The organism is Mesorhizobium sp. B2-7-1, assembly GCF_006440735.1.
In the GTDB taxonomy this organism is placed as follows: domain Bacteria; phylum Pseudomonadota; class Alphaproteobacteria; order Rhizobiales; family Rhizobiaceae; genus Mesorhizobium.
Window position 1 is genome coordinate 48,110 of the sequence record NZ_VFUA01000017.1, and the last position, 14,331, is coordinate 62,440.

A 14,331-nucleotide genomic window follows, 5' to 3' on the forward strand; every position below is an offset into this window, starting at 1 on the left:
CGTTAGGTTCGCGAATTGCTCGGCTCGCCATAAACCGCCGTCGCAATCCCTTCCATCCGCGCCTTGAGCTGCAGCGCCACATATTTCGAATAGAAGCGCGACAGCGCCAGATTGCCGCCGTGGAACCAAAGCGCTTCCTGCCCCGTCGGCTTCCACATGTTGCGCAACTCGCCCTGCCACGGCCCCGGATCGCCCTTGACGCCGGAGCCCAGACCCCAGCACGGGCCGACCTTGTCGGCGACCTCGCGCGAAACGATCGCGGCAACCGTTTCGTTCATCGACTGGTAGCCGGTGCAGCAGACGATCGCGTCGACGGTGAGCTCGCTGCCGTCCTCGAACAGGATGCCGTTCGGCGTCAGCGTCTTGATGCCGACGCCGCTCTTCACCTTGATCTCACCGTTCAGGATCAGCTCGCAGGCGCCGACATCGATGTAGTAGCCGGAGCCTGTCCGGTAGGCCTTCATCAACAGCCCGGTCTCGTCCTCGCCGAAGTCGATGGCGAAGCCGCTGTCGCTGAGACGCCGGTAGAAATCCGCGTCGCGCGCCCTGATCACGTCGTAAAGCGCGCGCTGGCCCTTCGGCACCAAGGCGAAAGGCGTCGAGGCGACGATCATGTCGGCCTTGTCGGTTGTGATGCCGCGCGCCAGTGCCTTTTCCGAGAAAATCTCGAAGCCGACATCCATCAGCGTGTCGGACTTCACCACGGTCGTGGGCGAGCGCTGCACCATGGTGACCTTGGCGCCCGCTTCCCACAGATCGACGCTGACATCGTGGCCTGAGCTTGCAGCACCGATCACCGCGACGCGCTTGCCGCTGAATTTCTCGCCGGTGGCATACTGGCTGGAATGCAGGAGCTCGCCCTTGAAGCTGTCCGCGCCCGGTAGCTCGATCTGCCGCGGCGGACCGTATGCGCCGGTGGCGAAGACGATGTGCTTCGGCTTCAGCGTGACGCGCTGGCCGACGCGGTCGACCACCACGGTCCAGGCCTTTTCGGCCTCGTCATAGGCGGCGCTGATGCATTTGGTGGCGACCCAATAGTTCAGCTCCATGACGCGGGTATACATTTCCAGCCAGTCGCCCATCTTGTCCTTGGGCGTGAAGACCGGCCAGTTTTCCGGGAATGGAACATAGGGCAGATGGTCGTACCAGACCGGGTCGTGCAGAACGAGCGAACGATAGCGGTTGCGCCAGGAATCGCCGGCGCGCGCATTCTTCTCGATGACCAGCGTGGGGACGCCGAGCTGCCGCAGCCGTGCGCCCAGCATGATGCCGCCCTGCCCGCCGCCGATCACCAGGCAATAGGGTTGCTCATGCACGCCGAGATCGCGTGCCTCGCGCGCTCGTGCTTCCGCCCAGGTCTCGCGCTTGGGGTCAGCCTTGTGGCGGATGCCGAGTGGCCGCGCCGGGCCTTTCCGCTCCTCGAAACCCTTGAGCTCGCTCATCGCCGTGAACAGCGTGCGGCAACGACCGTCCTTGAGCCGCAGGATGCCCTCGCCCCGCGCCACCGTCGTCTCGAATGTGAACCAGGTCTCGACGGTACCGTCGTCCACGCTTGGCTCTCCGGACAGGTGCCAGTGCGACGGCTGCGCCTGGTTGAGCGTGGCCTGCAGCATCTCACGGATCGCACCCTGCCCCTCCATGGTCTTGATGTTCCATGTGAAGGTCAAAAGATCGCGCCAGTAGCAATCCTGCGCGAAGAGGTTCGTCGCCGCCTCGATATCGCCGGCCTCCAGCGCCCGGCCGAATGAGCCGAGCCAGGTAGCCGCCTGTTGCGATGGTGCGATGTCGAGCATTTTTGTCCTTCCCTTCAAATATCGATTGGCATCGCCAAGCTCCATCTGGCGATGTCAAGAAAGTGCGCCTTGAGGCGGTCGAGATTCAGGTCAGGCCGAGTCGAAAATGGTGGGTTCCGAGAACCGGAGCGGAGCGTACTTTTCGTACGTGAGCACCGGAAGCGCAGGAAACCGCCATTTGCAGGCCGGCCTCACCTGAATATCGGCTGCCTCAATCCCCCAGCGGCTCCATCTCCTTGCCTGTCCGATGGATCTGGGCGTTGTATTTGATGCGGCGCACCGTCTCGCGCGCCGGGCCGTCGATCTTGTACGCGGTCGCGACCGCCAGCAGATCGATGGCCGCCAGGAAGGCGTAGCGCGACGCGGTCGGCTTCAGCGTGTCGGGATATTCCGGGACCGCCATCGTCAGCCGCACGTTGCAGACGCGCGTCAGCTCGGTGTCGGGCGCGGTCACGCAGATCGCGTTGGCGCGGTAATGCTTGGCGAGTTCCACCGCTTCGATCACCTCGCGCGTGCGGCCGGTGGCCGAGATCGCGATCACCAGATCGCCCGGCTTCAGCGTCGATGCCGTCATGCGCATCAGATACGGATCGCATTGCGCGCTGATCGTGATGCCATAGCGGAACAGGCGGTATTGCGTTTCCTGCGCCAGCGCCGACGAGCTGCCGCCGAGGCCGAACACCGTCACCTGCCGCGCCTTGGCGATCAGTTCCGCGGCCTTCTGCAGCTGTCCCGGATCGATTTGCCGCTCCGCCTCCTGCAGCGCGCGCCGCGCCTCGCCGAACACGGCGTTCCAGAACGGCATGCCGCTGTCGTTGTTCGCTGGCTGCGGCTTGGTGGCGAGATAGAGCGCGCCGACGACAAGGCTCTGCGCCAGCTTCAGCTTGAAATCGCGCACGCCCTCGCAGCCGATGGCGCGGCAGAAGCGGGTGACCGTCGGCTCGCTGACCCCCGCGCGCTGGGCAAGCGCGGCGTTGGAAGCGTCGACCGCATATTTGACGTCGTCGAGCACGACATCGGCGACGCGGCGCTCGGCCGGCCGCAACTCCGCATAGCTGTCCTTCACCTGCGAGATGATATCGGGGATGCGCCTGACATGGTCGTGCCGGTCGTCGTCCTCGTCCGCCGTTCGCAACGCCTGGCTGTCAGCTTCGGTCATTGGCCAGTCCTCCCCAGCCCGCTTCGGGACCTATCATCTTCGCGATTATCCGCCCGCTGGCCATAGGCAATCAACCGAGGTGAGTATGTAGGAAAGTAACAAACCTCGCAAGGGATCATAAAATTAATGAAAATCAGGTGCTTAGACAAAAGCTGATTGAACCTGATTGCTTCCGCTATCTGCCGCCGCTTGACAGTAAAGTAGGATAGTTACAGACTGATTTCGCGGACAGATGTGGCCTTCGGCAACGCATCGCGCAGTCTCCGAGGGGGAGCATGAGTACGGCAAGCGCAAGAACGCCGAAGCTCGGCGTGCAGGCAGCGACGAAGGTCTATCAAACGGCCTCCGGGGACCTTCTGGCGCTCGATCGCTGCAGCCTGGATGTGCAGCCTAACGAGATCGTCTCGATCGTCGGCCCTTCCGGCTGCGGCAAGACCACGCTGTTGTGGTCGATGTCGGGCCTGCATCGGCTGACCGGCGGCGCGATCCTGCTCGACGGCAAGGAGATCACCGGACCGCGCCCGGAGATCGGCATTGTCTTCCAGGAAGCGAACCTTCTGCCCTGGCGCAACCTCGACGCCAACATCAACTTCCCCTTCGAGATCAAGGGCGAGAAACCCGATCGCGCCTGGATCGCGCACCTGTTGAACCGCGTCGGGCTCGATGGTTTCGGCGGCAAGTTCCCGCGCGAGCTTTCCGGCGGCATGCAGCAGCGCGCCGCGATCGTGCGCGCGCTGGCGCTGAAGCCTTCGGTGCTTTTGATGGACGAGCCCTTCGGCGCGCTCGACAGCTTCACCCGCGAGGAGATGAACCGCCTCGTCGAGGAGATCTGGCTCGACACCAAGACCACCATCGTCTTCATCACCCACAGCATCGAGGAAGCGATCTTCCTCTCCGACCGCGTGGTGGTGCTGACGACGCGGCCCGGTCGCGTCGCCAAGGTCTACGAGGTGCCGTTTCCGCGGCCGCGTTCGCTGGAAATCATGGCGACGAAAGAAGTCTTCGACCTCACCAACAAGATCAAGATGGACATTGTCGGCGAGCGCGTCCGGCCGATCGCGCCGGAGCGGCGGTCGGCTGAAATCGTGAGGATCAGGCCGTGAGCGGGGGCGACGCCATTCCGGAATTCTCGAAAGCCAAATCGGCAGATGGCCAGGACGTCAGTCTGACCAATCTTTCGGCCTTCGCCAGCGGCCCCGGCATCAAATCCGGCGCCGAAGTGGCGGCGATCCTCGCCGTCGCGGTGGTGATCATCGGCGGCATCGAGCTGGCGCTGCGCATCTTCCACGTGCCGCAATACATCATGCCGCCGCCGAGCTCGATCGCTTACGCTTTGTTCGACGAGTTCCCGCTGATCGCGCCGCATCTCGGCTACACGCTGGTCGAGCTTGTCTCGGGCTTCGCCATTGGCGCCGTCGTCGGCTTGGTGATGGCGGCCGTGATCACGCAGTTTCCCTTCGCCGAGAAGATCGTCGCGCCCTACATCCTGATCCTCGTCACCACGCCGATGCTGGCGCTGGTGCCGCTGCTCATCCTGCGCTTCGGCTTCGGCTATGCGCCGCGCATCATCGCCGTGGCTCTGGCTGCCGGCCCGATGGTGATGATCAACGCCGCAACGGGCTTCCGCCGCGTCGACAGCGCCAAGATCGCTTTGGCCCGCTCCTATGGCGCCAGCACCTTGCAGATCTTCTGGAAGATCCGCGCGCCGATGGCGCTGCCGATGATCCTGGTCGGGCTGATGATCGGCGCGATCTTCGGCCTGCTCACCGCCGTCGGCGCCGAGATGGTCGGCGGCGGCTTCGGCCTCGGCAACCGGCTCACCTCCTATTCGTCGATGATCCAGATGCCGCAATTCTTCGCGGTGGTGCTGATCCTGTCGACGCTCGGCATCCTGATCTACGTGCTGTTCTTCCTGATCGGCAAGAAATGGGCGAGCTGGGAGACCTGACCGACGTGCAAAATCACGCCCGGGAGGCGGGCGAAGGCAAGGCAAGCAATCAACAAAAGGGGAATGCCATGACCAACGAAAATCCGATCCATTCCAGCGCCCCGGCCGGCATCAGCCGCCGTTATTTCCTGCAGGTGACGGCGGCCGGCGTCGTCACCGCCACCGCGCTCGGCGCATCCGGCCTGAAGGCGAGGGCGGCGGCGTACGAGAAGTTCACCTGGATCTCGCCGCGCGGCACGCTGGAAGTGCTGGACGATTATCCCTACTGGTCGGCGAAGAAGGCAGGCTATTTCGGCGACCTCAACACCGACATGCAGCCAGGCCCCTCGGATGGCACCGCGACGGTGAAGTTCGTCGATGTCGGCCAGGCCGACATGGGCTTCCCCTCGCCCGGCGTCTTCTCCTTCGCCATCCAGAACGGCATGAAGCTGAAGTCCGTCTTCCACATGGGCGCGCGCGACACGTTCAGCATCGCCTTCCGCAAGGGCGAGGGATCGAACGACCTTAAGAAGCTTGAGGGCAAGACCGTCCTGCTCGGCTCCGCCGCCTGGCAGGCGATCGTCGATCCGCTGCTCGCCGCGCAGGGCGTCGACATCAAGAAGGTGAAATATGTCGAGGCCGGCTGGCCGACCTGGGGCACCGCGCTTGCCGGCGGCCAGGGCGATGCGGCGCTCTCCTGGGAAGGGCTGCGCGCCGAATGGATCGCCAAGGGCCTCGACTTCGAATATTGGCTGGGCGTGCAGAATTCCAAGCTGCCGGCCAACACCTTCGTCGTGCGCGCCGCCGACCTCGAGGACGCCGACAAGAAGGCCTTCCTGGAGAAATACCTGCGCGGCTGGGCGATGGGCCTCGAATTCGGCTACCAGAACCCGCGCGCCGCGGTCGAAGCCGTGTTCGAGCAGTTCCCCACCTTGGCCAAGAATCTCGGCCCCGAGCTCGGCACGACCTCGATCCTGCAGCAGATCAACGTCTTCCGCGGCGACATGGACAAGCGCGGCGGCTGGGGCTCGCACGACATGGCGAGTTGGCAGGGCTTCTTCGACGAGATCCTCAAGATCGGCCAGATCACCGCGCCGGTGAAGGCGGAAGACGTCTGCACCAACGACCTGATCCCGGCCGCCAACGACTTCGACAAGGCCAAGGTCAAGGCTGACGCCGACGGCGTGAAGCTGTCGGAAGGCTTTGCCACGCTCGACGTCGACAAGATCAAGGCGCACCTGTTCGACTCCGCCGTCAAATAGGGCGAACCGATCCCCAACGGGCGGCGCATCGCGCCGCCCGAATTATCGTTCAAAGCATTGAGGAGGCTGAGATGGCCGGCAAAGTAAGAATCCTGGTGGTTGGTCTGGGCAATATGGGCGCCTCGCATGCCAGCGCCTATCACCGCTCCGAAGGCTTCGAGATCGTCGGCATCATGAGCCGCACCATCAAGAGCAACAAGAAGATCCCGAAGGAACTCGCCGGCTACCCGCTCTACGAGGATTTCGACCTGGCGCTGAAGGAGACGAAGCCGGACGCGGTCTCGATCAACAGCTGGCCGAACACGCATGCCGAATACGCGCTGAAGGCGATCGCCGCCAATTGCCACGTGTTCATGGAAAAGCCCCTGGCCACCAACATCGCGGATGCCGAGAAGGTGGTGGCCGCCGCGCGGGCGAAGAACCGCAAGCTGGTGCTCGGCTACATCCTGCGCGTCCATCCGTCCTGGATCAAATTCATCGAGGTCGGCAAGACGCTCGGCAAGCCGCTGGTGATGCGCCTCAACCTCAACCAGCAGAGCAGCGGCACCGCCTGGCACTGGCACAAGAACCTGATCGACTCGCTGATCCCGATCGTCGACTGCGGCGTGCACTATGTCGACGTCATGTGCCAGCTGACCGGCGCTAAGCCGGTGCGCGTGCACGGCATCGGCGCAAAACTCTGGGCCGAGGCCGATAAGCAGAATTACGGCCATTTGCACGTCACCTTCGATGACGGCTCGGTCGGCTGGTACGAGGCGGGCTGGGGCCCGATGATGAGCGAGACCGCCTATTTCGTGAAGGACGTGGTCGGCCCGAAGGGCGCCGTCTCGATCGTCGCCGGCCAGTCGGGAAGCAGCGCCAAGGACGCCGAGGAGGTTTCCGATTCCGCCGACATCGACCGCCACACCAAGACCGACGCGCTGAAGATCCATTATGCGCAGGTCGATGGCGACAAGAATTTTTCCAAGCCCGACGAGATCGTCAGCATGGAGGATGAGCCTGGACATCAGGAGCTTTGCGATCGCGAGCAGGCCTTCTTCCTGCGTGCCATCCGCGAGGACCTCGATTTGAGCGAGCAGATGGATGCCGCGGTCAACAGCCTGCGCATCGTGCTGGCGGCCGAGCAGAGCATCGCGGAGAAGCGGACCGTCGAGCTGGCCTGAGGTTACTCGGTCAACGGTAGCGCCAGCCCCTCATCCGGCCGCTTCGCGGCCACCTTCTCCCCGGTGGGGAGAAGAGGGAAGCGCCGGCGCTGAAAGTCTCCTCTCCCCAGCGGGGAGAGGTCAGCCGAGCGAAGCGGAGGCTGGGTGAGGGTGAGTGCGCCAAGCCACCCTTAGCCTTCGGCAAGCACCTAACGGGAGGAAACACATGGCCGCGATCTCGAAAAGCTTGCTCGAAACCTACACCCAGTCCGACGCGCTGGCGCTCGCCGGGCTGGTGAAGCGCGGCGAGGTTTCACCTGCTGAGCTGGTCGAAGCGGCGATCACCACGATCGAGCGCCTCAACCCACGGCTCAACGCGGTCATCCATCGCCTCTACGACATGGCGCGCGCCCAAGCGCCGACGGTGGATAAAACCGCGCCCTTTGCCGGCGTGCCCTATCTGCTCAAGGAGCTCGCCTCCTCCTGGACCGGCGCGCCCCTTACCAATTCCTGCTTCTACATGAAGGACTTCGTCGCCGATTCCGACAGCGAGGTCGTGCGCCGCATCAAGGCCGCCGGCTTTGTGCTGGTCGGCAAATCCAACGCGCCCGAGAACGGCTGGTCTATCACCACGGAACCGAAACTCTACGGCGCGACGAAGAACCCGTGGAAGGACGGCATCACGCCCGGCGGCTCGAGCGGCGGCGCCGCGGCTGCGATCGCCTCGGGCATGGTGCCGATCGCCGAAGCCAGCGACGGCGCCGGCTCGATCCGCGTGCCGGCTTCCTGCTGCGGCATTGTTGGCCTCAAGCCCTCGCGCGGCCGGGTCAGCCTCGCGCCCTACGGCGACTATTGGTACGGCGGCGCCTATTTCCTCTGCTGCTCGCGCACGGTGCGCGATACTGCCGCCTATCTCGATGCGGTGGCCGGTGCCATGCCCGGCGACGCCTACACGCCGCCGGTGCCGGAGGGCAGCTGGCTCGGCCTCTCCGCTCGGCCGCCGAAGAAACTGCGCATCGGCTTCACCGTCACGCCGCCCAACGGCGCTGCCATCGACCCCGAAGTCAAGGCGACCGTGCTCTCCACGGTCGCCGCGCTCGAACGCCTCGGCCACGCCATCGAGGAGCACGACATGCCGCTCGATGCCGATGCCGTATGGAAGACCTACACCGACATGACCTGCGTGCAGACGGCCGCGACCTTCGGTTTCCTCGAAACGCTTGTCGGGCGCCCCGTCACGCCGAACGATGTCGAACCGTTGACCTGGGCGATCATCCAGCGCGGCCGCGCGACCAGCGGCATCAAGCATATTTCCGATGTCGAGCAACTGAGGTTGATCGGCCGCGACATCGTTGGCGATCTCAACCCCTATGACATCTTCATCACCCCGACGCTGACGCAGTTGCCGCGCCCGCTCGGCTACTACGACATGTCGGAAACCGATCTCGACCGCTACAACGCCAAATGGGGCGACGCGGTCTTCAACTTCCCCTTCAACATCTCCGGCCTGCCGGCGATCTCGCTGCCGCTCGGGCAGTCGGCCGGCGGCGTGCCGATCGGCGTGCAGCTCGTTGGCCGCTACGGCGATGAGGCGACGGTGCTGGCGCTGTCAACGCTGCTGGAGCAGGAAATGCCTTGGAAGGATCGGCGGCCGGTGCTGTAGGCGATCACCTTGTCGGGCAAGGGCTATCAACGTCCGTTGGGGTAGTCATCGCAAACGCTGGTGATGAGCTGAAGGCTCATGAACCTCGTCATTCCAGGGCGGAGCAAGGAGCGTAGCGACGCGCGCAGACCCGAGGATCCATGCCGTGACTTGGAAGCGCCGCGGCGGTCCAGAATTCTGCACCGTTGCACACGTCGGTCCAGGCAACGGCATGGATTCCAGGGTCTGCGCGCGTCGCTACGCTCCTTGCTCCGCCCGTGGATGACGACGCGATAGGTGTCTCGGCCAGTCGCCAAGGTATGGAATCTGACAACGCACACTAACCAATCGGACCTTCGGACGGACCACCCAAACCCCTATAAAATTCCTATATCTTTCCCATCCGCCCCGTCTCGAACCTTTATGGCGATCGGGTCCATATTCCTCTTCGAAAAAACGCTTCGATCGCCGTCGCCGCCAAGGTGACGTGCGTCAGCGTGCAGTTTTGAGCTCGCCACTGCGAGCCGCAAACACAAAGTGGAAACAAGGAACACCTGCAATGGACCTCATAGTTCTCGGGATCGGGATTTTGTTCTTCGCCCTGTCATTAGCCTACGTCAAAGCCTGCGACAGAATCTGAGCAGAAGGGCCGGATTATGCTTTTCGACTACATCCTCGGCGGCGCGGTGACCTTGTTCCTGCTTGCCTACCTCACCTACGCGCTCATCCGCCCAGAGCGCTTCTGACCGGCACGCGGAGACCCATCATGACCATAAATGGCTGGATACAGATCCTCGTCTTTTGCGGGATCCTGCTTTTGCTCGTGAAGCCGCTCGGCGGCTATATTTTCCGCATCTTCAGCGGCGACCGTACCTTGCTGTCGCCGGTGCTCGTCCCCATCGAGCGCGGGCTCTATCGTCTCGCCGGAACGAGCGAGAAGGAGGAGCAGCACTGGGCCGTCTACGCGACCGGCATGCTGCTCTTCAATCTCGCCGGCTTCCTCGTCCTTTATGCGCTGCAGCGGCTGCAGGGTGCCCTGCCCTACAACCCTGCCGGCATGGCCGCGGTCGAGCCCGGCCTCGCCTTCAACACGGCCGTCAGCTTCGTCACCAACACCAACTGGCAGAACTACGGCGGCGAAAGCACGATGTCCTATCTCGTGCAGATGGCCGGCCTCACCGTCCAGAACTTCGTTTCGGCCGCCACCGGCATTGCCATCGCCATTGCGCTCATCCGCGGCTTCGCCCGCGCGTCCGGCAAGTCGATCGGCAATTTCTGGGTCGATCTGACCCGCTGCATGCTCTACGTGCTCCTGCCGATTTGCGTCGTGCTGACGCTTGCCTATGTCTGGCTGGGCATCCCGCAGACGCTCGGTCCGTATGTCGACGCCACCACGCTGGAAGGCGCCAAGCAGACCATCGCGCTCGGGCCGGTTGCCTCGCAAATCGCCATCAAGATGCTCGGCACCAATGGCGGCGGCTTCTTCAACGCCAACGCCGCGCATCCTTTCGAGAACCCGGACGCGATCTCCAACCTGATCCAGATGCTGTCGATCTTCGCGATCGGCGCCGCTCTCACCAACGTCTTCGGTCGCATGGTCGGCAACCAGCGCCAGGGCTGGGCGATCCTTGCCTCGATGGGTGTGCTGTTCCTCGTTGGCGTCGCCGTCTGCTACTGGGCGGAAGCCGCCGGCAACCCGCTGGTCCATGCGCTTGGCATCGACGGCGGCAACATGGAAGGCAAGGAGACGCGCTTCGGCATCGCCGCGTCGGCGCTTTTCGCGGTCATCACCACGGCTGCCTCCTGCGGCGCCGTCAACGCCATGCATGACAGCTTCACCGCACTCGGCGGCATGATCCCGCTCATCAACATGCAGCTCGGCGAAGTCATCGTCGGCGGCGTCGGCGCCGGCTTCTACGGCATCCTGATGTTCGTCGTCGTCGCTGTGTTCGTCGCCGGCCTGATGGTTGGCCGCACGCCGGAATATCTCGGCAAGAAGATCGAGGCCAAGGAGGTCAAGATGGCGATGCTTGCCATCCTGTGCCTGCCGCTGGCGATGCTGATCTTCACGGCCATCGCCGTTGTCCTGCCGAGCGCCGTGGCCTCGATGGCCAATGGCGGCCCGCACGGCTTCACCGAGGTGCTCTATGCCTATACCTCGGCGGCCGCGAACAACGGCTCGGCCTTCGGCGGCCTCTCCGGCAACACGCCCTGGTACAACATTACGCTGGGCCTCGGCATGCTGATGGGCCGTTTCCTGGTCATCATCCCGGCTTTGGCCATCGCCGGCTCGCTGGCCGCCAAGAAGACGGTGCCCGCCTCCGCCGGCACCTTCCCGACCGACGGCACGCTGTTCGTAGGCCTCCTGGTCGGCGTCATCATCATCGTCGGCGGCCTCACCTTCTTCCCGTCGCTCGCCGTCGGTCCGATCGTCGAGCATTTGGCGATGATCCATGGACAGACCTTCTGAGATGACCATGCCCCGCTTCAACGACATACGCCGGAACGACCGTCACCAGACCGGTGACGGGGCGCCCGACAACGGAAGGGACGAGAAGCCTCGTCCTTTCCCGACGCTTTCAACCTTCCTCGGCATGGCCGCCGTGCTGTTCGTGCTGTGGCTGCTGGCCACCGGCCTTCCGCACTTGTTCCCGAAGACCGAACAGCCGGCGCCGTCCAACATCACCGACACTGGAGTCTCGAAATGAGCCAGTCCAAATCCGCGAGCATTCTGGATGCCCGCATCCTCATACCCGCCATTGCTGGCGCCTTCCGCAAGCTTGATCCGCGCACGCTGGTCAAGAATCCGGTGATGTTCGTCGTCGCGGTCGTCTCGCTGCTCACCACCGTGCTTTTCATCCGCGACCTCATCACCGGTGGCGGCGATCTCGGTTTCACGCTGCAGATCATCATCTGGCTGTGGTTCACCGTTTTGTTCGCCAATTTCGCCGAGGCGGTGGCCGAGGGCCGCGGCAAGGCGCAGGCCGATTCGCTGCGCAAGGCGCGCACCGAGACCCAGGCCAAGCTGCTCACCAACGGCGATCGCTCCAAGTTCAAGCTGGTGCCGGGCACCAGCCTGAAGGTCGGCGACATCGTGCTGGTCGAGGCCGGCGACATCATCCCCTCCGACGGCGAGGTGATCGAAGGCGTGGCCTCGGTCAACGAAGCGGCGATCACCGGCGAATCCGCGCCGGTCATCCGCGAATCCGGCGGCGACCGCTCCGCCGTCACCGGCGGCACCCAGGTCCTGTCCGATTGGATCCGCGTGCGCATCTCCGCCGCCTCCGGCCACACCTTCCTCGACCGCATGATCTCGCTGGTCGAGGGCGCGGAGCGCCAGAAGACGCCGAACGAGATCGCGCTCAACATCCTCTTGGTCGGCATGACGCTGATCTTCGTGCTGGCGACCGCGACCATCCCGAGCTTCGCTTCCTATTCGGGCGGCTATATCTCGGTGACGATCCTCGTTGCCCTGTTCGTGACGCTGATCCCGACCACGATCGGCGCGCTGCTGTCGGCCATCGGCATCGCCGGCATGGACCGCCTGGTGCGCTTCAACGTGCTTGCCATGTCCGGCCGCGCCGTCGAAGCCGCCGGCGATGTCGACACGCTGCTGCTCGATAAGACCGGCACCATCACGCTCGGCAACCGCCAGGCGACCGAGTTCCGACCGGTCAAGGGCGTCACCGAGCAGGACCTGGCCGATGCTGCCCAGCTTGCATCGCTGGCCGACGAGACGCCGGAAGGCCGCTCGATCGTCGTGCTGGCCAAGGAGAAATACGCCATCCGCGCCCGCGACATGGCAACCTTGCATGCCACCTTCGTGCCCTTCACCGCGCAGACCCGCATGAGCGGCGTCGACATCGACGGCTCGTCGGTGCGCAAGGGCGCGGTCGATGCGGTGCTCAATCACGTGAACCAGGCGACCGTCGCCGCCCACGGCGCGCGTCCGACGACCGAAACCATCCGCGACCTGCAGGCCATCGCCGACGAGATCGCCAACGCCGGCGGCACGCCGCTGGCGGTCGAGCGCGACGGGCGCCTGATCGGCGTCGTCCACCTCAAGGACATCGTCAAGGGCGGTATCCGCGAGCGTTTCGCCGAGCTGCGCAAGATGGGCATCCGCACGGTGATGATCACCGGCGACAACCCGCTGACGGCCGCCGCCATCGCTGCCGAAGCCGGCGTCGACGACTTCCTCGCCCAGGCGACTCCCGAGAACAAGCTGTCGCTGATCCGCGAGGAGCAGGCCAAGGGCAAGCTGGTCGCCATGTGCGGCGACGGCACCAACGACGCGCCGGCGCTCGCCCAGGCCGATGTCGGCGTCGCCATGAACACCGGCACGGTCGCCGCGCGCGAAGCCGGCAACATGGTCGACCTCGACAGCGACCCGACTAAGCTGATCGAGATCGTCGAGATCGGCAAGGCGCTCCTGATGACGCGCGGCTCGCTGACGACCTTCTCGATCGCCAACGACGTGGCCAAGTACTTCGCCATCATCCCGGCGATGTTCGCGGTCTTCTACGTCGCGCCCGGGCAGAAAACCGGACCGCTGCAGGCGCTCAACATCATGCATCTGGCGACGCCGCAGAGCGCCATCCTGTCGGCCATCATCTTCAACGCGCTGATCATCATCGCGCTGATCCCGTTGTCGCTGAAAGGCGTGAAGTATCGTGCCATCGGCGCCGGTTCGCTGCTCACCCGCAACCTGCTGGTCTACGGCCTCGGCGGCATCGTCGTGCCGTTCGTCGGCATCAAGGCGATCGACCTGATCGTCACGGCCCTCGGCCTCGCATAAGGATTTATCCCGATGTTCAAGCAACTCAGACCCGCTTTTGTCATGATCGTCTTCTTCACGGCGCTGGCCGGCCTCGTCTATCCGATCGGCATGACCGGCATCGCCCAGGCACTGTTTCCCAACCAGGCCAATGGCAGCCTGATCGTCAAGGACGGCAAGGTGATCGGTTCCAGCCTGATCGGCCAGGCCTTCGCCAATGACCGCTATTTCCACGGCCGGCCGTCGGCAGCCGGCAATGGCTACGACGCCAGTTCCTCCGGCGGTGCCAATCTCGGCCCGACCAATCCGAAGCTCATCGACCGCGTCAAGGGCGACGCCGAGAAGCTGAAGGCCGAAAACCCGAACGCGCCGGTGCCGATGAACCTCGTCACCACCTCCGGCAGCGGCCTCGATCCCGACATCAGCCCCGACGCCGCCTATTTCCAGGTGGCGCGCGTCGCCAAGGCCCGCGGCGTGGACGAGGCCAAGGTCAAGACGCTCGTCGACAGCCATGTCGAGGATCGCGAGCTTGGCGTCCTCGGCGAACCTGTGGTCAACGTTCTGGCGCTGAACCTTGCGCTGGACGAGCTGAAATAATCCGCTTCGCGCCGGGGATCGACACGATCCCC

Annotated in this window: 12 protein-coding genes; 10 read left to right on the top strand and 2 right to left on the bottom strand. The window is 64.4% G+C overall.

The genetic code is table 11. The annotated features are described in order from the left end of the window. Positions 1–2: 2 nt before the first annotated feature. Together FJ471_RS09585 and FJ471_RS09590 are read right to left on the bottom strand one after the other, a co-directional pair. Positions 3–1,793 carry an NAD(P)/FAD-dependent oxidoreductase gene (locus tag FJ471_RS09585; protein WP_140802935.1) on the bottom strand — a complete coding sequence of 597 codons (1,791 nt, stop codon included), beginning with the start codon at positions 1,791–1,793 and terminating at the stop codon, positions 3–5. 211 nt (positions 1,794–2,004) lie between these two features. After that, a complete protein-coding gene (locus FJ471_RS09590; RefSeq protein WP_140802936.1) occupies positions 2,005–2,952 on the bottom strand; it encodes a MurR/RpiR family transcriptional regulator in 948 nt (315 codons plus the stop codon). A 275-nt stretch (positions 2,953–3,227) separates the two neighbouring features. On the opposite strand from FJ471_RS09590, the gene FJ471_RS09595 reads away from it, so the two are divergent. From FJ471_RS09595 to kdpC, 10 genes are all read left to right on the top strand, one after another. Next, entirely contained in the window at positions 3,228–4,055 is an 828-nt protein-coding gene (locus tag FJ471_RS09595; RefSeq protein ID WP_140802937.1) for an ABC transporter ATP-binding protein, read from the top strand. Further along, on the top strand, positions 4,052–4,900 hold the full coding sequence (locus FJ471_RS09600; RefSeq protein WP_140802938.1) for an ABC transporter permease: 849 nt from the start codon (positions 4,052–4,054) through the stop codon (positions 4,898–4,900). The genes FJ471_RS09595 and FJ471_RS09600 overlap by 4 nt, the downstream gene beginning before the upstream one ends. A gap of 68 nt (positions 4,901–4,968) precedes the next feature. After that, positions 4,969–6,141, top strand: coding sequence for an ABC transporter substrate-binding protein (locus FJ471_RS09605; RefSeq protein WP_140802939.1), 1,173 nt, complete (start codon positions 4,969–4,971; stop codon positions 6,139–6,141). Between the two features lie 71 nt (positions 6,142–6,212). Further along, entirely contained in the window at positions 6,213–7,304 is a 1,092-nt protein-coding gene (locus FJ471_RS09610; RefSeq protein WP_140802940.1) for a Gfo/Idh/MocA family oxidoreductase, read from the top strand. Between the two features lie 205 nt (positions 7,305–7,509). Beyond that, positions 7,510–8,946, top strand: a complete 1,437-nt coding sequence (locus FJ471_RS09615; protein WP_140802941.1) for an amidase — start codon at positions 7,510–7,512, stop codon at positions 8,944–8,946. A 635-nt stretch (positions 8,947–9,581) separates the two neighbouring features. Beyond that, a complete protein-coding gene (locus FJ471_RS09620; RefSeq protein ID WP_036257910.1) occupies positions 9,582–9,671 on the top strand; it encodes a K(+)-transporting ATPase subunit F in 90 nt (29 codons plus the stop codon). 20 nt (positions 9,672–9,691) lie between these two features. Next, positions 9,692–11,395, top strand: coding sequence for a potassium-transporting ATPase subunit KdpA (kdpA, locus tag FJ471_RS09625; RefSeq protein ID WP_140802942.1), 1,704 nt, complete (start codon positions 9,692–9,694; stop codon positions 11,393–11,395). Continuing rightward, the gene (locus tag FJ471_RS09630) at positions 11,379–11,633 is read left to right on the top strand and encodes a hypothetical protein (protein ID WP_246684668.1); all 255 of its coding nucleotides are present in this window, start codon (positions 11,379–11,381) and stop codon (positions 11,631–11,633) included. The genes kdpA and FJ471_RS09630 overlap by 17 nt, the downstream gene beginning before the upstream one ends. Continuing rightward, a complete protein-coding gene (gene kdpB, locus FJ471_RS09635; protein ID WP_140802943.1) occupies positions 11,630–13,723 on the top strand; it encodes a potassium-transporting ATPase subunit KdpB in 2,094 nt (697 codons plus the stop codon). The genes FJ471_RS09630 and kdpB overlap by 4 nt, the downstream gene beginning before the upstream one ends. 12 nt (positions 13,724–13,735) lie before the next feature. Then, entirely contained in the window at positions 13,736–14,299 is a 564-nt protein-coding gene (gene kdpC / locus FJ471_RS09640; protein ID WP_140802944.1) for a potassium-transporting ATPase subunit KdpC, read from the top strand. Positions 14,300–14,331: the final 32 nt, after the last annotated feature.

What these genes read in the sequence shown, in the direction of transcription:
- FJ471_RS09590 (WP_140802936.1), bottom strand. Translation starts at nt 2,952, where the DNA reads ATGACCGAAGCTGACAGCCAGGCGTTGCGAACGGCGGACGAGGACGAC.
- kdpC (WP_140802944.1), top strand. Translation starts at nt 13,736, where the DNA reads ATGTTCAAGCAACTCAGACCCGCTTTTGTCATGATCGTCTTCTTCACG.
- FJ471_RS09620 (WP_036257910.1), top strand. Translation starts at nt 9,582, where the DNA reads ATGCTTTTCGACTACATCCTCGGCGGCGCGGTGACCTTGTTCCTGCTT.
- kdpB (WP_140802943.1), top strand. Translation starts at nt 11,630, where the DNA reads ATGAGCCAGTCCAAATCCGCGAGCATTCTGGATGCCCGCATCCTCATA.
- kdpA (WP_140802942.1), top strand. Translation starts at nt 9,692, where the DNA reads ATGACCATAAATGGCTGGATACAGATCCTCGTCTTTTGCGGGATCCTG.
- FJ471_RS09615 (WP_140802941.1), top strand. Translation starts at nt 7,510, where the DNA reads ATGGCCGCGATCTCGAAAAGCTTGCTCGAAACCTACACCCAGTCCGAC.
- FJ471_RS09605 (WP_140802939.1), top strand. Translation starts at nt 4,969, where the DNA reads ATGACCAACGAAAATCCGATCCATTCCAGCGCCCCGGCCGGCATCAGC.
- FJ471_RS09630 (WP_246684668.1), top strand. Translation starts at nt 11,379, where the DNA reads ATGGACAGACCTTCTGAGATGACCATGCCCCGCTTCAACGACATACGC.
- FJ471_RS09595 (WP_140802937.1), top strand. Translation starts at nt 3,228, where the DNA reads ATGAGTACGGCAAGCGCAAGAACGCCGAAGCTCGGCGTGCAGGCAGCG.
- FJ471_RS09610 (WP_140802940.1), top strand. Translation starts at nt 6,213, where the DNA reads ATGGCCGGCAAAGTAAGAATCCTGGTGGTTGGTCTGGGCAATATGGGC.
- FJ471_RS09585 (WP_140802935.1), bottom strand. Translation starts at nt 1,793, where the DNA reads ATGCTCGACATCGCACCATCGCAACAGGCGGCTACCTGGCTCGGCTCA.